Source organism: Salinicoccus sp. HZC-1, from assembly GCF_046736035.1.
Lineage (GTDB): Bacteria > Bacillota > Bacilli > Staphylococcales > Salinicoccaceae > Salinicoccus.
In genome coordinates this window covers 1,479,074-1,501,584 of record NZ_CP177130.1, presented here as the reverse complement: position 1 = coordinate 1,501,584, position 22,511 = coordinate 1,479,074, and the positions used below count along the sequence as shown (strand labels likewise).

Genomic DNA, 22,511 nt, shown 5'->3' with positions numbered 1-22,511 from the left:
TTACATCCATAAATTTAAGTTATACAATTGATATGAGCAGTCGTATGACTGAAATATTGATAGGGGGCTATTAACCATGAGTCAAAATGTAAATGAAGCTGCTAAGCGCTCATTTAGTGTCGGCGGCAAGGATTATAATTATTACAGTTTAAAATCCTTGACCGAAAGAGGCATGTCTGAAACATCCAAACTGCCATACTCAATCAGAGTGTTGCTTGAATCAGTACTTAGACAGTACGATGGCCGTGTAATTAATGATGAACATATCGAATCACTGGGTACATGGGACAAAGGAAACAATGAAGGCAATGAAGTGCCGTTCAAACCTTCCCGTGTAATTCTGCAGGATTTCACCGGTGTTCCGGCAGTGGTTGACCTGGCATCACTTAGAAAAGCAATGGATGATGTCGGAGGAGATGTACAAAAGATCAACCCTGAAGTGCCGGTGGATCTTGTTATCGACCACTCTGTACAAGTGGATGAATATGGTACGCATGACGCACTCCAGAAAAACATGGAACTTGAATTCGAAAGAAACCAGGAGCGTTATATATTCCTGAACTGGGCAACGAAAGCTTTTGACAATTACAGAGCTGTACCGCCTGCAACAGGCATTGTACACCAGGTTAACCTTGAGTACCTGGCAAATGTTGTCCATGTCAAAGAAGATGAGGATGGACTTGTTACTTATCCGGATACTTTGGTAGGTACAGACTCCCATACTACAATGATCAACGGCCTTGGCGTACTGGGCTGGGGTGTCGGCGGCATTGAAGCGGAAGCTGGTATGCTTGGACAGCCGTCATACTTCCCTGTACCGGAAGTTATCGGTGTAAGAATGGTCAATGCCATGCCTGAAGGGGCGACTGCAACTGATCTTGCGCTGTATGTAACTGAACTGCTGCGTAAAAAAGGTGTTGTCGGCAAATTTGTAGAATTCTTCGGCCAGGGTGTTACTGAACTTCCACTCGCTGACCGTGCGACAATCGCGAACATGGCGCCGGAATACGGTGCGACATGCGGGTTCTTCCCGGTCGATTCTGAAACGATTGACTACATGCGTCTGACAGGACGTTCTGAAGAGCATCTTGATATTGTGGAACAGTATTTGAAAGAGAACGATATGTTCTTCGATCCGGAACAGGAAGCGGTTTACACTGACGTAGTCGAACTTGACCTGTCCACAGTGGAACCTGCACTTGCCGGTCCGAAGCGTCCACAGGACCTCATTCCGCTTTCAGATATGAAAGATGAATACAGAAAGTCTGTTACTGCTGAAAGTGGCAACCATGGACATGGCATGGAAGCTTCCGAATTTGATAAAACAGCAACAATCAACTACAAAAACGGAAAATCTTCTGAAATCAAAACAGGTGACCTGGTCATCGCGGCAATCACTTCCTGTACGAACACATCCAACCCATATGTAATGCTGGGTGCGGGTCTGCTCGCTAAAAAAGCAGTGGAAAAAGGACTTGAAGTACCTGATTATGTTAAGACTTCATTGGCGCCAGGATCAAAAGTTGTTACAGGTTACCTTGATGATTCAGGTCTGCAGCAATATCTTGATACACTCGGCTTCAACCTTGTCGGTTACGGCTGTACAACGTGTATCGGAAACTCCGGTCCATTGCTTCCGGAAATTACTGAAACAATCGTGGATAATGATCTTCTTGTATCCTCTGTACTTTCCGGTAACCGTAACTTTGAAGGAAGAATCCATCCGCTTGTAAAAGCCAACTATCTGGCTTCACCGCCGCTGGTTGTTGCTTATGCACTTGCCGGTACAGTGGATATCGACCTTAAAGCAGAACCGCTTGGCAAGGATAAGGACGGCAACGATGTATTCATGAAAGATATCTGGCCATCAACTAAAGAAGTCAGAGATGCAGTAATGAGCTCAGTCACTCCTGAACTATTCAGAGAAGAATATGAGAGTGTATTCAATTCCAACGAAATCTGGAATAACATTGAAACGACTGATGCGCCACTGTACGACTTTGATCCTAACTCGACTTATATCCAAAACCCTTCATTCTTCCAGAATCTATCAACAGAAGCGGGTACTGTAAAACCACTCAACGGTCTGCGTGTACTTGGTAAATTTGGGGATTCTGTTACAACCGACCATATTTCACCGGCAGGGGCAATCGGTAAAGACACTCCGGCAGGTAAATGGCTGATCGAACAAGGTGTATCTCCTAGAAACTTCAACTCATATGGTTCCCGTCGCGGAAACCATGAAGTGATGATGCGTGGTACTTTCGCCAACATCCGTATCCGCAATAAGATAGCGCCTGGAACAGAAGGCGGATTTACAACTTACTGGCCAACGGGCGAAGTAATGAGCATTTACGATGCTGCGATGAAGTATCAGGAAGATGGTACGGGTCTTGTCGTAGTAGCAGGAGACGACTACGGTATGGGATCCAGCCGTGACTGGGCTGCCAAAGGGACCAACCTCCTTGGCGTCAAAGCAGTTATTGCTGCCAGCTACGAGCGTATCCACCGTTCCAACCTCGTTATGATGGGTGTGCTGCCACTTCAGTTTGTTGATGGTGAAGATGCAGATGCACTTGGACTTGACGGAAGTGAAACATTCGACATCCAGGTGGGTGAAGCAGTCAGACCAGGACACCTTCTGGACGTCGTTGCGACCAACGACAAAGGTGAGAAAAAAGAATTCAAAGTCAAAGCACGTTTTGACTCTGAAGTTGAAGTTGACTACTACCGTCATGGCGGTATCTTACAACTTGTTCTCAGAAACAAACTTAAATAAGAAAAACGTCATAAAAAATAGCCCATCTCATAAGAGATGGGCTATTAATTTTTAATTATCAGCAAATGCAATTTCATCTTCATCGTTTACATCAACTGTGAGTTCAGTATCTTCAAAATACCAGAGATCGCTTTCCTTTATGAAAACATTGATGCCATCATATTCAAAAACCTTACTGTCGGACGGAATGCTGTCTACGGTAAGTGCAGGGGAGAATCCCTGCTTGAGCTGTGTTTCTCCGCCATATCTTACATAGATGTTTACGCCTTGGCCGTTTACGGGGTCGAGTTCTTCTTTCATCCAACTCACTGCATTGTCAGTAACTTTCAGCATGCTGATCAATCCTTTCGCTACATGAATGTAATCTTTGACTCTGTGCCGTCTATTATACGTTTAATGTTGGAGATATGTCTAACAACTATAACTACAGCAATGATAAAAGAAAATCCGATAAGCAGCGGGTCCCGGAAAACAAGCGACAGGATGAAGAATAAAACGGCGCTGACTACACTTGATAAGGACACATATTTGCTGAATTTTAAAGTAAGTAAAAAGACGCTCAGTAATATAGCAAACATTAGTGGATTATAGGCAAGTATAGCACCGGCGCTGGTCGCAACAGCCTTGCCGCCTTTGAGTTTCAGAAAGATTGAATAGACATGACCCAGTGCGGCAGCCAGTCCCGGCAGAAAGACGTGGAAGTCAGTATTGATAAGCAAGGCGACCCAGACGGGAATTGCCCCTTTCATCATATCCATGATAAGCACGATGATTCCCGCTTTTTTACCAAGGATACGGAATGTATTGGTTGTTCCAATATTTCCGCTCCCGTGTTCTCTCAGGTCAATTTTGTAAAACCATTTCCCAATGAGAAGGCTGAAAGGTACTGCTCCGAGTAAGTATCCAAACACCAGCAGTGATATGAGTATTTCCAAATTAAAAAACCCCTTTTATCATCAGGTACTAACAGTTTACCATAAAAAAATAATTAGGCCTAACATAAAAATAGTTTACTATAATCACAATATGTAAACTATTCAAAGCAGAAATTTAAAAAACGTGTAAAATAAGGATTAGGGTTGCAATCGTCGAAGATTTGTATAAAAATAGTAAGAGATTACAATAAACGAACGTATGTTTGTGGGAGGATACCTGATTTGGCAAGACAAAACACTTATACAGATGAATCGATACAAATATTAGAAGGCCTTGATGCGGTACGTAAACGACCTGGAATGTATATAGGGTCGACAGACCATCGAGGACTTCATCACCTTGTCTACGAAGTCACAGACAATGCAGTAGATGAGATTATAAATGGATACGGTGATGAGATAAACATCATTATCAATAAAGACGAAAGCATTACAATCGCTGATAATGGCCGGGGGATGCCTACAGGCACACACGCTTCGGGAAAAACCACCCCTGAAGTCATTTTCACCGTCCTGCATGCCGGCGGTAAATTCGGTTCCGGCGGCTATAAAACAGCCGGCGGTCTCCACGGCGTCGGAGCCTCTGTCGTCAATGCCCTGAGTTCCTGGGTCGAGTTACGGATATTCAGAGAGGGTAAAATTCATGAAATGTCATTTAAAGACGGCGGTAAAGTTGACCGACCCCTGAAAGTGACGGGTAAGACGAAAAAGACCGGAACGGAAGTGACATTCAAACCCGATCCGGGAATATTTAAATCAGGGACGTTGTTCCATTTTGAAACGATTATGGAGAGAATGCGTGAATCTGCATTTCTGCAAAAAGGGTTAAGAATTAACATTACAGACAAACGGCCTGAAGACCCTCTCGAGGAATCTTTCAAATATGATGACGGCCTGAAAGCATTCATCGAATTTCTGAATGAAGGAAAAGATTCAATTGGTGAAGTCAGCATGTTTTCGGGAGAATATAACGGCATCCTCGCGGAAGTCAGCTTCCAATACAATGACCAGTACAGTGAAACCATCATTTCTTTCGTGAACAACGTACGGACGAAAGACGGCGGGACACATGAAATTGGCTTTAAAACGGGTTTTACCCGTGTGTTCAATGAATATGCAAGAAAAATCAATGAATTAAAAGACAAAGATAAAAATCTTGAAGGCAATGATATCAGGGAAGGATTGACAGCAGTCGTCTCCATCAAAGTGCCTGAAGATCTGCTTCAATTCGAAGGCCAGACGAAAAGTAAACTGGGAACGAGTGAAGCAAGGAATGTGATGGAGTCCCTGTTGGCTGAACATCTTCCATACTATTTGGAAGAAAACGGTACTTTAAGCACGCAGCTTGTTAAAAAGGCTGTTAAGGCGAGAAGTGTCAGGGAAACAGCAAGGAAAGCCCGGGAAGAGGCAAGAAACGGCAAGAAAAGGCGTAAAGATACTTTACTATCCGGTAAGCTCACGCCGGCGCAGAGCCGGAATGCAAAGAAAAATGAACTGTATCTCGTGGAGGGGGACTCTGCCGGCGGATCTGCAAAGCAGGGCAGGGACAGGAAGTTCCAGGCCATCCTGCCGCTCCGCGGTAAAGTGATCAACACGGAAAGAGCAAAATTCGAAGATATATTTAAAAATGAAGAAATCAATACAATCATCCATACGATCGGTGCCGGGGTGGGCACAGAATTTAATGTCGAAGATACAAACTACGATAAGATCATCATCATGACCGATGCCGATACGGACGGCGCGCATATCCAGGTATTGCTTCTGACGTTCTTCTTCAACTATATGCGGCCTTTATTTGATGCGGGTAAAATTTATATCGCGCTGCCGCCCCTTTTCCAATTGAAGAAGAAATCAAGGGGCAAGGAAATCGTCCGCTATGTATGGACAGAGGATGAGCTTGTCCAGGCACAAAAAGAACTCGGGAAAAACGTTGAACTCCAGCGTTATAAAGGTCTGGGTGAAATGATGCCGACACAGCTCTGGGAAACGACGATGAACCCGGATTCCCGTACACTGATACAAGTCAGGATCGAGGATGAAGCATTATCCCTTAAACGTGTTACGACGCTGATGGGGGATAACGTTGAAATGAGACGTAAATGGATTGAATCGAATGTAAGCTTCACGCTCGAGGAGCAGGACAGCATCCTTGAGAATGATGATGTAGCAAAATTGGAAGAAAGTGGTGAACTGGATGACTGATCATATTCAGCAGCTTCAACTTGAAGATGTCATCGGCGACCGTTTTGGCCGGTACAGTAAATATGTCATTCAGGACCGGGCGATTCCAGATGTAAGAGATGGTTTGAAGCCGGTTCAAAGAAGAATCTTGTACGCGATGTATAAAGAAGGCAACACATTCGAGAAAGGATACAGGAAATCCGCCAAAACTGTAGGGAATGTTATCGGTAACTATCACCCGCATGGCGACTCGAGTGTGTATGATGCCATGGTAAGACTGTCCCAGGAATGGAAGATGCGCGAAGAACTCATCACCATCCACGGTAACAAAGGGAGTGTCGACGGGGATCCGCCAGCTGCGATGCGTTATACAGAAGCCAGGCTTTCTGAGATTTCCAATGAAATGCTGCGCGACATCAATAAAAATACAGTGAAGTTCATCAATAACTTCGATGATACAGAGGTGGAACCGACAGTATTGCCGGCGAAATTCCCGAACCTCCTGGTCAATGGCACAACGGGGATATCCGCCGGCTATGCGACAGATATCCCCCCTCATAATCTGGAGGAAGTGATTGATGCCACGCTGAAGATCATTGATAAACCGACTGTGAAGATTGATGAACTGATGAATATTGTCAAAGGGCCCGACTTCCCGACAGGCGGAATCATCCAAGGGGTCTCGCAGATTAAGAAAGCGTATGAGACAGGCAGAGGCAAGATCATCGTCCGCAGTACAGTGAGGACCGAAGATGTCCGAGGCGGTAAGACGCACATCATCATTGATGAGCTGCCATTTGAAGTGAACAAGGCGAATCTGGTGAAGAAGATTGATGAAATACGGGCAGACCGTAAAGTCGATGGCATTTTGGAAGTCAGGGATGAAACGGACCGTGATGGCCAGCGTGTGGTTATCGAGACCAGAAAAGATGCCAATGTTGAAGGGATCATCAACTACCTTTATAAGAAAACGGATCTGCAGGTGTCCTATAACTTCAATATGGTGGCAATCAGCGACCGCGCCCCGCAGCTTTTAGGTCTGAAAGATATACTGGAAGCGTATATAAAACACCAGAAGGAAGTAATCCGCAACCGCTCTGAATACGAGCTCAGTGAAGCGGAACGCCGTATGCATATCATCGAAGGTCTGATGAAAGCATTGTCAATTCTGGATGAAGTCATCCGTGTGATCCGTGAATCGGATAACAAGCGGGATGCAAAAAACAACCTGGTGGAAGCATTCAGCTTCACGGAAACCCAGGCCGAAGCCATTGTAATGCTCCAGCTGTACCGCCTGACCAATACGGATATCGTGGAACTTGAGACGGAACATAATGAACTCGAGTATACGATTAACCAGCTGAGGGAAATCCTGGGCAATGAAAATAAACTGCTTTCCGTCATCAAGAAGGAACTGAAAGATATACGCAAAAAGTATTCGACACCGCGCCAGAGTGTGATCGAAGAAGAGATCCAGACGATAGAGCTTGAAAAAGAAGTGCTTATCGCCAAAGAAGAGGTCATGGTTTCAGTGACTCAGGACGGATATATTAAACGTACGAGTATGAGAAGTTATAATGCGAGCACCATCGAGGAAATCGGGATGAAGCAGGAAGACCGGCTTGTCATGCTGAGCCAGGGGCATACGCTGCAGCACTGTCTGGTGTTCACCAACTATGGCAACTATATGATCATTCCGGTCCACGAGCTCCAGGATATCAAGTGGAAGGATAACGGCCAGCACCTGTCCAGCCGGTTCAACCTCAAATCCGATGAAATGCCGATCACCGCATTCCTGATCGAAACGTATGATGGGAAAGTGACGGTGGTCACCACGACGGCAAACGGCCAGATCAAACTGACAGGGCTTGATGCATACGAAGCGACACGCATCAAAAGACCAATCGCCGGCATGGGGCTTAAGGCGGATGACAAAGTGGTTTCTGTAGAGCTGACTGAAACGAAAGACGAAGATGTACTCCTTGTGACGCATAAAGGAATGACACTGCGCTATCCGGTTTCTGTAATTAACAACACCGGCTTGAAGGCACAGGGCGTCCGGGCGATGAATGTCAAAGACGATGATCGGATCGTCATGTCCAGATTGATTTCAAACCAGACACATTTGATTACAGTCTCCCAAAGAGGTGCTGTGAAGCGGACGGATCTTGCTGTATTTGAGGAAGGCGCAAGGGCGCAGGTCGGCAATATGCTGATAAAGGATATTAAATCCAAACCCCACCGTATTGTTAATGCAACGGTCATCAAAGAAGATATTAATATAGTGCTCAAGTCTGCATCTTCCGAATTCAAAACGAATGCGAAATCGACCAGGGTGAGCGGCAAGTATTCAAACGGCTCATTTGTAGTGGATGAAAATGAATTCGGTGAAGTGGCCGAAGTTGATTTCGAAGCACTCACTTAATCCATATATATTAAAATTTCTCTTTAAAGCACCTCTTTGAATGCTATAATAAAAAGCATATAGGAGGTGCTTTATTTAATGAATTTTGAAAATTTTATTCCGGAATGGTTCAAATCGGCAGTTTCAGTCGGTAATGATCTGCTCTGGGGAGACTTTCTTATTGGACTGCTGATACTTGCTGGTCTGTATTTTTCAATCAGCTCCAGATTTGTCCAATTCAGATGGTTCAGGGAAATGTTCCGTGTACTTAAGGAACAAGCAGAAATTTTACCGGATGGTTCAAAGGGGATTTCGCCTTTTAAAGCATTTACAATCAGTGCGGCTTCCCGTGTGGGCACAGGGAATATTGCCGGCGTTGCAACGGCAATTGTTCTGGGCGGCCCCGGTGCGGTATTCTGGATGTGGGTGATTGCATTCTTCGGTGCTGCCACTGCATTCTTCGAGTCCACGCTCGCCCAGGTCTTCAAGGTTAAAGACAAGGAAGGCGGATTCCGCGGCGGCCCTGCGTACTACATGCAGAAAGGGCTCAACCAAAGATGGCTGGGTATCTTTTTTGCAATACTTATTACGATCACTTTCGGGTTTGTATTTAACGGATTGCAGTCCAATACGATTGCACATGCGTATCAGGAGGCATTTAATGTCGACAGGTGGATTATTGGAATAATCGTGGCAGTACTTACAGCCATTGTAATATTCGGCGGTGCCAGGTGGGTGGCGAATGTGACGGGTTATATCGTACCGGTGATGGCCGTCATCTATCTTGCAGTCGTTTTCGTAATATTAATCATCAACTATGACCAGGTCATTCCAATGATTTCCACTATATTTGCAAATGCTTTCGGCATTCGTGAAGCATTCGGCGGCGCAGTGGGTGCTGCGATACTGAACGGGTTCCAGCGCGGACTGTTCTCCAATGAAGCGGGTATGGGGTCTGCCCCCAACGCGGCAGCTGCAGCGGCAGTCAGCCATCCCGTCAAGCAGGGGCTGATCCAGTCACTCGGCGTATTCTTTGATACGATGGTTGTATGTACGGCGACAGCTGTCATCATACTCATGTACACAGACTTGGAGTACGGTGCAGATGCACTGCAGGGGATTCAGGTGACACAGGAAGCGATGACAGCACAGATCGGCCCGTTCGGTGCAACATTCATTGCCATTGTCATTCTGCTGTTTGCCTACAGTTCAATACTCGGAAACTTCTTCTATGGGCAAAGTAACCTGAACTATATTAAAGAAAATAAAGCTGTATTATTTATTTTCAAAGCACTGGTCGTTGTCATGGTATTCGTTGGTGCGGTAATGGACCTGGAAACAGCATGGGCCACAGCCGATCTGTTCATGGCACTCATGGCCGTAACCAACCTGGTTGCAGTATTTGCACTGAGCAGTATCGTGTTCCAGGTGGCGGCAGACTACAAAGCGCAGCTTAAACAGGGAATCACTCCGGTATTCCAGACGAACAATATTAAAGCAGATCTTTCGGATGTCGACGAGTGGGGCGAAAACCGCTACGCTTACAGAGACGGTAACAAATCCAGAGATAAAGATCAGAAATAAAAAAAGCGGACATCATGTCCGCTTTTTTTATTGGGGTTAAAACAGTGACTTAAAGAAGTCCGTAACCGATCTGAAGAAATCCGACACGGCATTTTTAAATGATTCCCATGCACCGGATTCCTGAATATCCTTGCCCAGTTCCTCGGCGGCCTTTTTGGCATCCTTGAACCCTTCGCTTGAAGTGATTTCATCGATGAGGCCTTTTGAACTGTCCAGAAGACGCTCGGCTTCTTCATTCTGGAAAAGACCGGACTCCTGAATGTTTACAATGATTACCGTAATACGGTTGATCTGTTCCTGATTCAATACATCGTTCAGGCCGTTTTCTTTGAGTTGTTCATCCACAATACTTCTGATTTCGTCCTCGGATAAGTTTCCGCCCGCCTCAATGACCTGGATTTTAATCTCAGTGATCATCTTGTTGAGCTGTTCCTGGGAGAAGCCTTCTACATTGCTGTTTTCTTCAGTAATGTCTGAAATGGTTTCAAGCTCGTCCTGAGCATTCTGAGTGCGCTCGGTGTCTATCTCTTCACCTTGAGCTTCATATGCTTTGTAAATGCCGGATAATGCGCTCTCGCCGGTAACATCCTCCGCTGCGCCAATGACGACTTCTGCATCAGTGATGCCGGAAGTCAAAAGTGCATTTTTGTATGTCTCTTCTGTAATTTTGGTTATTTGGCCCATGCTTTCATCCACAGTGATATCGAGGCCGTGGCCCCCATCCTTCTGAAGTATGCGTATGCTGGATTTTAAAACGGAATCATCGTACGTGACATTAAGATATTTCTGCACATCCCCGCTTCTTACATATTCAACGATGTCACCATCTTCAGCGCCGAGTATCTCACTTGTTGACTCCAGCAGTTCCTGATCATTTTCAAGCGCTGCGCCATACACCGTGACAGCCTGGTCCCATTCCGATGCAGCCTGTACCCTGAGCGGCAGCATCAATAGTAAAATTATAATCAACGGCATCATTTTCCGTGCCATACTATCCCTCATTCCTTATGGTTTCCATCTATTCTACTATAATAGAGAGACCGGACTCAATGGATATCACCGGACCTGTACGCATGTGCTGCAGGATATTTCTTTATTAATTGGTTAAAAACCGGTAAACTGAGTCAGTAGATTATTAACAGGAGTATGATTATGGATAACGAATACAGCCGTTCTGAAAAAGCAGGACATACAGTGAAGAAGAAAAAATTACGGAAAAGGGCGCTCATCCCCCTTGTAATTCTCCTGCTGCTCATCGGATCAGTACTTTATATATATTTCTCTTATCAATCCGGATTGAATATTGCCAAAGAGAATGGTGTGGAACAGGAAGCATATGAATTTAACGGAGTGGACAATAATAACGGCAAGAAAAACATTCTGCTGCTGGGCGCAGACCGGGAAGTGGATGGTCAGCAGCGTACAGATGTCATTATGATTGCACAATATGACTATATGCAGAAAGACCTGAAACTGGTTTCCCTGATGCGTGATATTTACGTGGATATACCGGGGTACCAGAGTTACAAGATCAACTCGGTATATTCACTTGGCGGTGTCGAACTGCTCAGACAGACAATCAAGCAAAACTTCGGCATTGATGTAGAAGAGTATGCGGTCGTTGACTATGAAGCGTTTGAATCGGTGATAAATGTCGTAAATCAGGATGGCATTCCGATAAATGTGGAAAAAGATATGTCTGAGAAGATAGATACGAAGATTGAGAAAGGGGAACAGCGCCTGGGCGGCGAGGACCTCCTCGCCTATGCCAGATTCCGTCATGACGCCGAAGGAGACTTCGGGCGGGTCAGACGCCAGCAGCAGGTGATCAGTGCGGTGAAAGACGAAGCATTGTCGGCGGGCAACATCATGAAGATGCCGAAGATTGCCGGCACGGCGATGGGACATGTCAATACAAGCATGTCGGATGGTGAAATGTACCGCATGATGGCCTCGTTCCTTATAAGAGGGGACAAGGACATAGAATCCCTGACGCTGCCTGTGGAAAATACATATCAATTTATGGATACACCGCATGCAGGGAATGTCATCGACCTGGATTTTGAAACGAACAATCAATATCTGCACGACTTCCTGGAAGGAGATCAGAAAGATACAGACGAAGCGGATTCCGTTGAATAAAGGCCATAAATTAAGAGGACGGGGCATGCCCCGTCCTCTTTTGCTATTCCTCTTTAGGTTTTCTCCTCTTTTTAGATTTTCTATCCATCTGTTCCTGTGACCTCGGCCATGTACGGCGGCCGTCGTCCACTTCGAATTCTGTATTGACATCCGTCACATGACTCTGCTCCAGTATCATTGCCTCAATATCATCCCTGACTTTATTTGCGTGTTCGACAGTCATGTCGGGGGCAGTCTCCGCAACGATTTCAACATGGAGGTCATCGCCTTCTTTTAAGACGAAGAGCTTTTGGATATCTGTAATCTCATCATGTCTCAGAACGATATCGGATACTCTCTGTTCCATATGCGGATCACTCTCTCCGAGCACCCCGGCGGCATTTTCCATAAATACCTTATAGACGATGTAGAACATCATGATACCGATAATTACAGATGCGATACCTTCTGATGGAGCGAAGCCTGTAAAGCGTCCGATTAAAATCGCAATGATTGCAAGCAGTGCCCCCGCCGTCGCGACTGTATCTTCCAGGAAGACGAGTTTCGTTGCAGGTTTTGCACGATTCATATGCTTATAGCTGAGTGTTACCGGCTTGAGGCCGTCAGATGGCTGGCCGGCCTGCCCCAGCAGTTCCTTACCTGCTCTATACAGCACATATCCTTCCAGTATGGCAGCGGCTGCAAGCACGCCGATGTTAATCAGCAGGAATGTCGTATCTGTTCCCCCGGGGAGTGGCTCGACGATATGGTGGATCCCTTCCTTCACTGTTTCATAAGCCAGTATGCCCACGACCACTACGGCAAACACACAGACCAGATTGACCAATCTGCCGAAACCGAATGGAAATCTTTCAGTGGGCGCTTTTTTTGAAAGGCTTGAACCGATAAAGACGAAAAACTGGTTAATGGCGTCACCGAGAGAGTGCATCATTTCGGCAAACATTGCCACATTCGCTGTGAACAGAAAGGCAACACCTTTTAAGCCGGCAATAAAAAAGTTGACGATGGATGCTGTGAGGGAGGCCTTGCTCCCTTGTTTAAGCAGTGCAAAAATATCTTTCAATGGTGTCATCTCCTTTTGAGTTTTTATAATGTATCATACCCATCCTTACCCATTATTGGTTAGAATTATTTATTTTAGGTTAATATATATAGTGACACCTATAAAAATTATTATATGGAGGGCATGTTATGTTTGAAAATCTGCTGACAAGAATAGGCATCGGCGGGGTGACGGTGGACACCCGGCTGTCCCAGGTATCCTACCGGCCGGAAGATGATATCGACGGCATCATAGAGATTACGGGCGGCGGCAGTACACAGTATGTGGAGGATATTGAACTCATACTGTATAAAGTGATCAGCGGATATCGAAAAGATTCCGATTTTGATGAACATCTGGAGGAGCTGCAGGCCATCCGGCTTGAGCGGACAGTGACGATTGAAAAAGAAGAAACTGTGGATATCCCGTTCGAATTTTCCGTATCGGGTCTTACGGTCAGTGATGACAAGCACTCTGTGAGGCTCCACACGAAAGTATTCCTCCCAAATTCCATCGATGCAGAAGATGAGGATGACATCCGAATTACTGAATAGCAGAAACAGTCCGTGCCGGACTGTTTTTTTGTTTCGCCGCAGAATAAATATGGTATGATTAATATACGAACATATGTTCTGTACTGGAGGAATTGGCATGTACAACTATCATATCTGTCCCAAAAGACATATATTCTGTGTGGATCAGAAGAGTTTCTTTGCGAGCGTATCGTGTATTTTAAAAGGGCTGGACCCCCAAACGACCAAGCTTGCTGTGGTTGCAGATACGAAAAGTCTGGGATCGGTTGTGCTCGCAGCAACACCGGAATTAAAAAAGTTGGGCATTAAAACGGGCGCCCGTTTATTTGAAATACCCAGACGCCGGGATATCTATATCATCAATCCATCGATGAAAACGTACTTGGATTATTCTGCGAAGATAACAGAAATTGCACTGAAGTATGTGGCTCCTGAAGACTTCCATCAGTATTCCGTCGATGAATTCTTTATGGATGTGACCGACAGCTGCCATCTGTTTGCAGACTCCCCGAAGGCCCTTGCATCAAAGATAAAAAATGAAATATATGAAGAGACGGCGATAGAATGCGCCGTGGGCATCGGGGATAACATTCTGCTCAGCAAGCTGTCATTGGATATTGAAGCGAAGAAGATGGCTGATGGCGTTGCAGAGTGGCATTATCATGATGTGCCCGAGAAGCTGTGGCCGATTAAACCGCTCCGGGATTTCTGGGGAATCAACCGGCGGAGTGAAGTGAAACTCAATGAACGGGGCATATTCAAAGTCGGGGATCTGGCACGGTACTCTCCGGTGTATTTGAAGCGGGACTTCGGCATCATCGGTGTCGACTGGCATCTGCATGCCAACGGAATCGACTTCAGTAAAATACGGGAGAAACACATCGTGCATTCCCCTTCCATATGCAAGAGCCAGATTCTGATGCGGGATTACCACTTCAGGGAAATCTATGTTGTTGTACTGGAACACGTGGATGAAGTGACGCACCGGCTGAGATTGATGCACAGTCTGGCAAAAACCGTTCAGATTGCTGTCGGTACCAAAGACGGGCATATATACAGGAAGCAGTTTACGATTCGGGAAGGGACGAACAACAGCAACCGGATAATGAAAAGGATATGGGATATATTGAGGAAAATGGCGGATTCCAAAGCACTGTACCGGACGATCAGTGTGACGCTTACCAATTTCATTCCTGACAGCATGAACCAGATTTCCCTGTTCGATGATGTCGATGAGCTTAAACGGCAGGAAGCCCTGATGAAAACCGTGGATGAATTGAAACAGAAGTACGGGCAGCTGAGTGTGATGCGTGCCCTGAGCTGCACAGAAGCATCGACGCTTAAGCTCCGGGACGGACTCATTGCGGGGCATAAAAGGTAAGAAAAGAAGCGGCTGTGACAGCCGCTTCTAATAATTTAAAGTATAGAGTACCAAGAGGCCGTTTAAAATACCGAAGACGAGGGAGAGCATGGTACCGACGAGAACATACTCGCTTTCTTTGTGCACCTTGCTTTCCCTCTCGCCTGCGGGAAACCTCAGTATGGATTTGGCGGCAATGATGAGTCCCAGGGCAGTGTACTGGTTGAAGATGACGAATATAATCGTAAGCAGCCGCTCGCTGTATCCGATGGTCATGCCGATATAGTCGGTCTTCTGATCTTTGATGCCGGACAGTTTGCCCAGCAGCAGTTTGATGAAATAACCGCTGGCTGCATATAACAGAATAGAGAGAATGATGAGCGCTATCTTCATAACTTGAGCCTCCGCTTCAATGAGTCTGTGAAATGACCATTCAGTACTTCGATGTCTGTTTCATAGTAGTCCGCAAGAAATTTGATGATATGTTCGAGCTGTTTTCCGCGGGATTTGCTGTAATGGGCAGACACCGTGGATTCCGTTTTATCTAGTGCAGCGGCGATGTCCCTCTGCAGCATGCCGGCGAGTCTCAGTGAAGCAACTTCCTGCTGAAGCGGCGTCATTCCGTTAATGATATCCGTGGCATACATAAGGGGTATTTCTATCTCATCCGGCATATCCGGTGAAGCGAAGTCCAGCATTGTCAGCTTTTTAATGTTTTCCAGCGACTCGCGTGTATCTTTGATTGCCGGATGGCTCCATTGCTCGGGGTTCGTTTCCGGTGGTTTGATGTCTGCAGTATGGTAGCTGCATTTGAGCGGGAAATCGTTATGCGGCCACAGCAGCTTGGCATAAATCGCGATAAAAAGGGTATTATGCGGGATGGAAGACAGGACGAATAGTTCATCCCCCATGCGGTAGTTGACATGAGAGAAACCATCATCGGCAACCCAGGTTTGAATTTCTTTTTCCAGCCAGCCCAGATCATTGAAAACTGTTTCATCCGCCTGGGAGCTGCCTGATATATCCATAATAAGAGATGAAATCATGTTTACAGTACCTCCTTAATGTTATAATACAGACGACTATAAATAGATTATATATTAATTCGCTCAGATAGGCGAATTATATGAAATTCGTTTGGATAAGCGAATAATAAAGAAAATCCATTAGTAGAAATAATGGAGAAGGCAGAACAAATCTGATAATATAATCTAGGTATTAAAAATAGGTGACAGGAGTGCCATTATGCAATTTTCAGAGTTAACACCACAGGAATTCGATCAGTTTACGCGGGCTCATTTCAGCCACTTTACCCAGACGCTGAACAACTATAATCTAAAGAAGGATGCAGGGGTCGAGACGTACCTCGTCGGTGTAAAAGACAACGGGAAAGTAAAGGCAGCATGCTTGATTACATTAACGCCGGTAATGAAAGTGTTCAAATATGCCTATACTAACCGGGGTCCGGTAATGGATTACAGTGACAAATCCACATTTGATGTTTTTTTTGAGGGATTGACTGCATTTTTAAAACCTAAAAAAGTGGTGTATGTCAGAGTCGACCCTTATGAAGTGATCAAAGAACGCAATCATGAGGGGGAAGTAATCAAGGATATGGGAAACCGCTATATATTTGATTACTTCAAAGCACTGGGCTGGAACCATACAGGATTTACCAGAGGGTTTGACCCGGTTGTTCAGATCAGATGGCATTCTGTGCTTAATCTGGAAAATAAAAATCCAAAGACACTGCTTAATGACATGGACAGCCTGAGAAAACGTAATATTAAAAAAGCACAGAAGAACGGACTTCATCTGCGATACCTGGAATTGGATGAAATTGATGTATTCAGGAAATTCATGAAAGACACATCTGAGATGAAAGCATTCATTGACCGCGATGATGAGTACTACATCAGCCGTAAAAAACATTTCGGCGACAATGTACTGATTCCACTCGTTTATGTGGATCTTGAAGAGTATAATGACGCCACGCGAAAAGACCGCGATCAACTGGTCAAGAATATCGATAAAGCCAAAAAAGGTCTGGAAAAGGACCCGTCCAATACAAAAGCGGAAAACAAGATCAAAAACCTAAGTGAACAACTCAGGAATATTGAAGATAAGCTTGCAGAAGGGGAACAGCTGCTAAAAGCGCATGGCAGGGAATTGCCGGTAGCAAGCTCCTATTACTTTATAACACCCCATGAAGTGGTATATCTTGCCGGCGGCAGTGCGAATGAGTTCAGGCACTTTGCAGGCAGCTATCTGATCCAGTGGCATATGATCAATCATGCACTGGAGAATAATATTGATATATATAATTTCTACGGAATCAGCGGTAACTTTACACCGGAAGCGGAAGACTATGGTGTAATACAGTTTAAAAAAGGCTTCAATGCCAAAGTGCTCGAGTATGTCGGGGACTTTATAAAACCGGTCAACGGGCCGGCATATGCTGCATATAAGAACCTTACAAAACTGCGCACGTTCATAGGAAGGTAGGATAAAGAAATGAAGTTTACGGAACTGACAGAAGAAGAATATCAGCAATATATTGAAAAAGGGGAGGAATCCGCCTTTTTCCAAATGATTGAAAATAAAGTGAACAGAGAATTGGATGGACAGGAAGTCCGTCTGCTTGGTGTAAAAGACACTGATGGCACTGTTGTTGCCGCATGTCTGTTCACACTTAAGAAAACAGGGGTCGGCAAACAGTTCTACTACTCTAACCGCGGTCCTGTCCTCGACTATCATAACCATGGACTTGTCAGGTTCTATCTGCAGGAATTGAGCAGGTATTTAAAGGCGAACAACGGACTCTACGTCAAACTGGATCCAAACTGGATTTACAAAAAATATGATAAAGACGTGGATGAAAAAGAAGATTACGAAGCACAGGATACACTCATCAAAATCATGGAGGATGAGGGATATATGCATCAAGGATTTACGCGGGGATATTCGAAGACATCCCAGGCACGCTGGATGAGTGTATTGAACCTGAATGGATTTGATGAGAATTCGCTGGTTAAATCATTTGATTCCCAAAGAAAGCGTAATATCAAAAAGGCGCAGAAGTTCGGAGTCAAAGTCCGTTTCCTCGGCGTGGATGAGATTGATATCTTTATGGATCTGTATAAAGATACGAGCGAAAGGCAGGGGTTCTTCACCCACCCGAACCCAAAAGAGTATTTTTCCAACTTTAAAAAGACTTATGGAGATAAAGTGCTTATTCCGCTTGCCTATCTGGAGCTGGATGAATACGTCCGGAATCTCACGGATCAGCTGGATGATCTGAAGGCAAAACACAGTCAGATGATGCAGAAGGAAAATAAGAATGATAAAACATTAAATAAAATTGCGGAGTCTGAGAAGCAGATCGAGAAACTGGAATCGGACCGGGAGAATGCAAGTGAGATTCAGAAGAAAGAGGGCAGCATCATCAATCTCGCTGCGGGCATTTATTTTGAGACGCCATATGAAATGGTGTATAACTCCGGCGCCAGTTCATCGGAATTTGCCCAATTCGTCGGTCCATACATGATGCACTATGAAATGATGAAATACTGCATGGAAAAAGGGATAGACCGGTATAATTTCTACGGCGTCAGCGGGGACTTTTCCGAAGACGGCGAAGATTACGGCGTTTACCGTTTCAAGCGTGGATTCAATGCTGAAATTGAGGAGCTTGTCGGGGACTTTGTCAAAGTGATCAGCCCGGCCCGGTACAATATTTATAAAGTAAAAAGTAAACTGCAGCAAATGAAAAAGTAAAATTCAAGAAGGGTTTGTCGTAAACATGCGTACATCACCAATCCAGGAGAGTACTTTCAAAGCGTTCATGGAAGACTATGACAGCTACTCCCACTATCTGCATGATGCTTTTTATTATGACTATATATCTAAAATTCAGGAAGTCCATCTGCTCGGACTCTATGAAGATGATATGTTAATCGGTGTCTCCATGCTGAGTGCGACCCCGGTACTTAAAAGATACCGGTTATTTACTTCCCATACGGGACCGCTCATCAAAGAATTTAATAATGAAAGATTGAAATTTTTCCTGAGTGAAATAGACGCGTATGTGAAGAGAAATCATGCACTCAAGCTCATCCATTCCCCTTACCATATATACCAGGTCAGAAATGGCGAAGGGGAAGTCGTCGACAGTGAGAAGAACAATCCGGAAATCGTTGACATATATACCGGACTTGGATATACACACCAGGGTTTCACAAAGCAGCTTGTCACTGAAGAGCTGCTCAGACATCAGGCTATTCTGGATATTACAAAAAGTGAAGATGAACTGATTAAAAACATGGATTCGAAAACACGGTATAACACCCGTGCAATTGAGCAGATGGATCTGAAACTGAGATATCTGGATGAAGATGAGTATGATAAGTTCATAGAAATCTACAAAGATACGGAAGAACGCATCGGTTTTGATCCGGTAAGCAGCCAGAAGATTAAAAATCTGCTTAAAACATTGAAAGACAAGACGTATCTCACTTTAAGCTATATTGAAATAGATGCCTACTTGGAACGGCTCAATGAAGAACTTGCATCCCTTGAAACCGACAAGATCGGAATGGAAGAAAAACTTGAAAGCGGTCAGGGAACGAAACGGATGAAAGGGCGGCTGAACGAAACAAAAGATCTGGTGGCGAATAAACGAAAAAGAATCGCCAAAATAGAAGAAGTACAGAAAGAGTACGGCAATACAATAGAATTATCCGCTGCAATGTACTACTACAACAATCATGAGATGGTGTATCTGTTCAGCGGCAGCTATCCTGAGCATTCAATGTTCATGGGCACCAATTTCACAACGTGGGAAATGATCAAGAAGGCAAAAGAGATGGGACTGCCAAGATTCAATTTCTTCGGGCTCACGGGTGATTTCACCGAAGACTCCAAAGATTACGGTGTATATAAGTTCAAGAAGGGCTACAATACGTTTATCGAAGAACTCCCGGGAACATTTTACAAGGTGTTCAATAAGCCGGTACACAAAATAGCGGAAAAAATGAATAAGATATAAAATTGAATCGTATATGATATTTTAGAAAACAGTTCTGGGACGGATGACAGAACTGTTTTCTTCAGTTAATAATATGATAGTATCTGGATATTAAAAATAAAGCGATAAATTTCCATATGATCGTCAGATACATAAACATTAATGAAGGGGACAGATACAATGGGATATACACTCCTGAGTGTAGGTTTGGTAATGGCATTTATAATATTGGCTTTATACCTTAAGGTAAATGATTTGGAAAAACGCATAAAGACTATGAAGCGTACTTTAGACCAATTGGCTAAACAATCGGATATACCTGAAAACCCAATAAATGATGAGTTGCGCAAACTTATTAAAGAGGGCAAAGATATAAAAGCGATTAAAAAGGCAAGAGAAGCTTTGGGGCTTTCATTGCTCGAAGGAAAAGAATATATTGATGAGTTAAAGAATAACCCGACAAGAAATTGAATAATAATATAGACAGTTCAAAAAAGATAGATATTAATTAAAGAAAAGCCCGAATATTGTACAGTTAATACAACCGTCCAATATTCGGGCTTTATTCATAATATTATCATTTATAAAATCAATGATAATACGACTCCGATTTTATGTCATTCGGAGTCAGAAAGTGTTTTATTAGTATGCTCTGGAGTAGATTTAAATTGTTCATTTGCCAGATCTCTGCAGACTTTGGGTGCAGTCCAGAATGTCGTCACCATCAAAAGTGCGACTGGTACTGCAGTCACGACGATAAAGGATTGCAATGAACTGATACTATCTTCACCGATAGTCAGCAGTAATATTGCCACCGCCCCCATTAGCAGCGCCCAGAAGACACGCATGATTCCAGATGGGTTGCCATCACCAGTGATAGCCATCGAAATGGCCAGAGCCATCGAATCAGTCGTAGTCAGTACAAATACAACAGTAGCGATCATGAATAGTAAACCGAGGATGAAGCCCAGCGGCAATTGTTCTGTAGTGGCGATCATTGCTGCAGGCGGGCCATTGCTGTCAAGCGCAGAAGAGATAACTCCCGGGTTGGCAATCTCTTGGAAGATGCCTGTTCCGCCGATTACAGTAAACCAGAAAGTGGTTACAACGGGTGAAATAATTGCTACGGCAATGACAAGTTCGCGTATAGTACGTCCTCTTGATATACGTGCGACGAGAATGCCCATCATCGGTGCGTATCCGAGGAACCATGCAAAGAAAAATACCGTCCAGGCACTTAACCAGACATCATCGCTTCGGAACGTGCTCATAGTGAAGAAATTTTGGATATACACACCAAATGATTCGATGTAATTGTCGAATATGAAAAGCGCCGGCCCGACAATCAATATGGCTGTTACCAGAAAGACCGAGAGGATGACATTGTAGGTGCTTAATATCTGAATTCCTTTGTATACACCTGTCAATGCTGATATGGCAGCTATGATTACAACAACCGTAATGATAATCGCCTGTACTAAAAATGTGTTTGGCAGGCCGAGTAGCTGATTGAAAGCATATCCCGCCTGTAGACCAAGAAAGCCGATTGGCCCGATGGTTCCCGCTGCTACAGCGATGATTGAAAATGAATCAATAAGCGTACCGAGTACACTTTTTTGTGAAATTCTATCACCAAGGAGGGGATAAAGCAGTGATCTCGGTTTCAATGGAGCATTTCTATGATAGTGAGCGTACATTAAAACGATGGTGCCAAGTGTTCCGAGTACAGCCCAGGCAAGGAATCCCCAATCTACAAAACTTGATGCGAGTGCCGGAACCACAGCCTCAGATGTGCCGCCTGAGATTCCTTCAAAGTAGGGCGGAACTTCCATAAAATGACTGAGTGGTTCGGCAGCAGCCCAGAATACACCGCCGCCTGCTAGTAAAGTACACATGATGACGGAAATCCATCTGAAATTACCTATTTCGGGACGGTCCATTTTACCAAGCCGAATTTTGCCGTATTTAGAAAATGCCAAAACTAAGGCCATTATGAAGGTCACCAGCATGATAATCTGATAGACACCGCCGAAATAGGTTGCAGAGAGAGTGAAAAGTTGATTGACAAGACGTGTCACCAAGTCCTGATTGAGTATGCCGGCTATTACAAATAACAGCAGTGTGCCACCGCTGATGATAAACACAGACCAGTCGATAGAATTATTCTTTTCCTTTGGATGATTCAAGTTATCTCTTCTTTCTCTAAGTATATAGTTGCTATTTGAAAAAGGCAGGGATGTATATGATGATAAAAGAGATACTATTGAAGTTACTGAAGTTTTCTTACTACTATATATCACTTTAAAATGTCTGCTTGAAATACACAGTATATCAATTACATAATCCATTCCAAAAAACAAACCAGTTTACAAGATTAAAGTGCGTGAAGTACCAAGTCAAGAATAAAAATGAAAAATATTAATTCTGATAATTCTTCACATCTATAACTGGAAAGATATAACGCTGAAAGACAAGAATTTATGAGTCTATTTAACGAGGGTTTTACATACAACAACATAAAG

General features: G+C 44.3%; 18 protein-coding genes. 11 read left to right on the top strand and 7 right to left on the bottom strand.

Annotation, left to right across the window (positions count from 1 at the left end; all coding sequences use genetic code 11):
- Window positions 1-76 precede the first annotated feature (76 nt).
- Window positions 77-2,779, top strand: a complete 2,703-nt coding sequence (gene acnA, locus ACKRAT_RS07575; protein ID WP_411841902.1) for an aconitate hydratase AcnA — start codon at window positions 77-79, stop codon at window positions 2,777-2,779.
- A 51-nt stretch (window positions 2,780-2,830) separates the two neighbouring features.
- Here the strand turns inward: acnA and ACKRAT_RS07570 are convergent, their stop codons facing one another.
- Both ACKRAT_RS07570 and plsY read right to left on the bottom strand, forming a co-directional pair.
- Window positions 2,831-3,112, bottom strand: a complete 282-nt coding sequence (locus ACKRAT_RS07570) for a HesB/YadR/YfhF family protein (protein ID WP_411841901.1) — start codon at window positions 3,110-3,112, stop codon at window positions 2,831-2,833.
- Window positions 3,113-3,129: 17 nt separating this feature from the next.
- Window positions 3,130-3,714, bottom strand: a complete 585-nt coding sequence (plsY, locus tag ACKRAT_RS07565) for a glycerol-3-phosphate 1-O-acyltransferase PlsY (protein WP_411841900.1) — start codon at window positions 3,712-3,714, stop codon at window positions 3,130-3,132.
- A 222-nt stretch (window positions 3,715-3,936) separates the two neighbouring features.
- Here plsY and parE point away from each other — a divergent pair, with 222 nt between their 5' ends.
- From parE to ACKRAT_RS07550, 3 genes are all read left to right on the top strand, one after another.
- Window positions 3,937-5,919 carry a DNA topoisomerase IV subunit B gene (gene parE, locus ACKRAT_RS07560; protein WP_411841899.1) on the top strand — a complete coding sequence of 661 codons (1,983 nt, stop codon included), beginning with the start codon at window positions 3,937-3,939 and terminating at the stop codon, window positions 5,917-5,919.
- On the top strand, window positions 5,912-8,323 hold the full coding sequence (gene parC / locus ACKRAT_RS07555) for a DNA topoisomerase IV subunit A (RefSeq protein WP_411841898.1): 2,412 nt from the start codon (window positions 5,912-5,914) through the stop codon (window positions 8,321-8,323). The genes parE and parC overlap by 8 nt, the downstream gene beginning before the upstream one ends.
- 78 nt (window positions 8,324-8,401) lie before the next feature.
- A complete protein-coding gene (locus ACKRAT_RS07550; protein ID WP_411841897.1) occupies window positions 8,402-9,886 on the top strand; it encodes an alanine/glycine:cation symporter family protein in 1,485 nt (494 codons plus the stop codon).
- 36 nt (window positions 9,887-9,922) lie between these two features.
- Here ACKRAT_RS07550 and ACKRAT_RS07545 read toward each other — a convergent pair whose 3' ends face one another.
- A complete protein-coding gene (locus tag ACKRAT_RS07545; RefSeq protein ID WP_411841896.1) occupies window positions 9,923-10,876 on the bottom strand; it encodes a DUF1002 domain-containing protein in 954 nt (317 codons plus the stop codon).
- A 162-nt stretch (window positions 10,877-11,038) separates the two neighbouring features.
- Here ACKRAT_RS07545 and ACKRAT_RS07540 point away from each other — a divergent pair, with 162 nt between their 5' ends.
- On the top strand, window positions 11,039-12,028 hold the full coding sequence (locus ACKRAT_RS07540) for an LCP family protein (protein ID WP_411841895.1): 990 nt from the start codon (window positions 11,039-11,041) through the stop codon (window positions 12,026-12,028).
- Between the two features lie 43 nt (window positions 12,029-12,071).
- On the opposite strand, the gene ACKRAT_RS07535 is transcribed toward ACKRAT_RS07540, so the two are convergent.
- The gene (locus ACKRAT_RS07535) at window positions 12,072-13,091 is read right to left on the bottom strand and encodes a cation diffusion facilitator family transporter (RefSeq protein ID WP_411841894.1); all 1,020 of its coding nucleotides are present in this window, start codon (window positions 13,089-13,091) and stop codon (window positions 12,072-12,074) included.
- 128 nt (window positions 13,092-13,219) lie between these two features.
- Here ACKRAT_RS07535 and ACKRAT_RS07530 point away from each other — a divergent pair, with 128 nt between their 5' ends.
- The gene (locus tag ACKRAT_RS07530) at window positions 13,220-13,624 is read left to right on the top strand and encodes a sporulation protein (protein ID WP_411841893.1); all 405 of its coding nucleotides are present in this window, start codon (window positions 13,220-13,222) and stop codon (window positions 13,622-13,624) included.
- 97 nt (window positions 13,625-13,721) lie between these two features.
- Entirely contained in the window at window positions 13,722-14,984 is a 1,263-nt protein-coding gene (locus tag ACKRAT_RS07525) for a Y-family DNA polymerase (RefSeq protein ID WP_411841892.1), read from the top strand.
- 27 nt (window positions 14,985-15,011) lie between these two features.
- Here ACKRAT_RS07525 and ACKRAT_RS07520 read toward each other — a convergent pair whose 3' ends face one another.
- Window positions 15,012-15,356 carry a hypothetical protein gene (locus ACKRAT_RS07520; protein WP_411841891.1) on the bottom strand — a complete coding sequence of 115 codons (345 nt, stop codon included), beginning with the start codon at window positions 15,354-15,356 and terminating at the stop codon, window positions 15,012-15,014.
- Entirely contained in the window at window positions 15,353-16,009 is a 657-nt protein-coding gene (locus ACKRAT_RS07515; protein WP_411841890.1) for a sigma-70 family RNA polymerase sigma factor, read from the bottom strand. The genes ACKRAT_RS07520 and ACKRAT_RS07515 overlap by 4 nt, the downstream gene beginning before the upstream one ends.
- Before the next feature lie 199 nt (window positions 16,010-16,208).
- Here ACKRAT_RS07515 and ACKRAT_RS07510 point away from each other — a divergent pair, with 199 nt between their 5' ends.
- The 4 genes from ACKRAT_RS07510 (at window position 16,209) to ACKRAT_RS07495 (ending at window position 20,460) form a co-directional block, all read left to right on the top strand.
- Window positions 16,209-17,468 carry an aminoacyltransferase gene (locus ACKRAT_RS07510; RefSeq protein WP_411841889.1) on the top strand — a complete coding sequence of 420 codons (1,260 nt, stop codon included), beginning with the start codon at window positions 16,209-16,211 and terminating at the stop codon, window positions 17,466-17,468.
- A 9-nt stretch (window positions 17,469-17,477) separates the two neighbouring features.
- Window positions 17,478-18,740 (top strand): aminoacyltransferase, encoded by a 1,263-nt coding sequence (locus tag ACKRAT_RS07505; RefSeq protein ID WP_411841888.1) that lies wholly within the window; start codon window positions 17,478-17,480, stop codon window positions 18,738-18,740.
- Between the two features lie 25 nt (window positions 18,741-18,765).
- Complete coding sequence (locus ACKRAT_RS07500; protein WP_411841887.1) at window positions 18,766-20,010, top strand: peptidoglycan bridge formation glycyltransferase FemA/FemB family protein; 1,245 nt, start codon at window positions 18,766-18,768, stop codon at window positions 20,008-20,010.
- Between the two features lie 159 nt (window positions 20,011-20,169).
- Window positions 20,170-20,460: a hypothetical protein gene (locus ACKRAT_RS07495; RefSeq protein WP_411841886.1), complete on the top strand. Its 291-nt coding sequence runs from the start codon at window positions 20,170-20,172 to the stop codon at window positions 20,458-20,460.
- A 146-nt stretch (window positions 20,461-20,606) separates the two neighbouring features.
- On the opposite strand, the gene ACKRAT_RS07490 is transcribed toward ACKRAT_RS07495, so the two are convergent.
- Window positions 20,607-22,175: a BCCT family transporter gene (locus ACKRAT_RS07490; protein WP_411841885.1), complete on the bottom strand. Its 1,569-nt coding sequence runs from the start codon at window positions 22,173-22,175 to the stop codon at window positions 20,607-20,609.
- Between the last annotated feature and the right edge of the window lie 336 nt (window positions 22,176-22,511).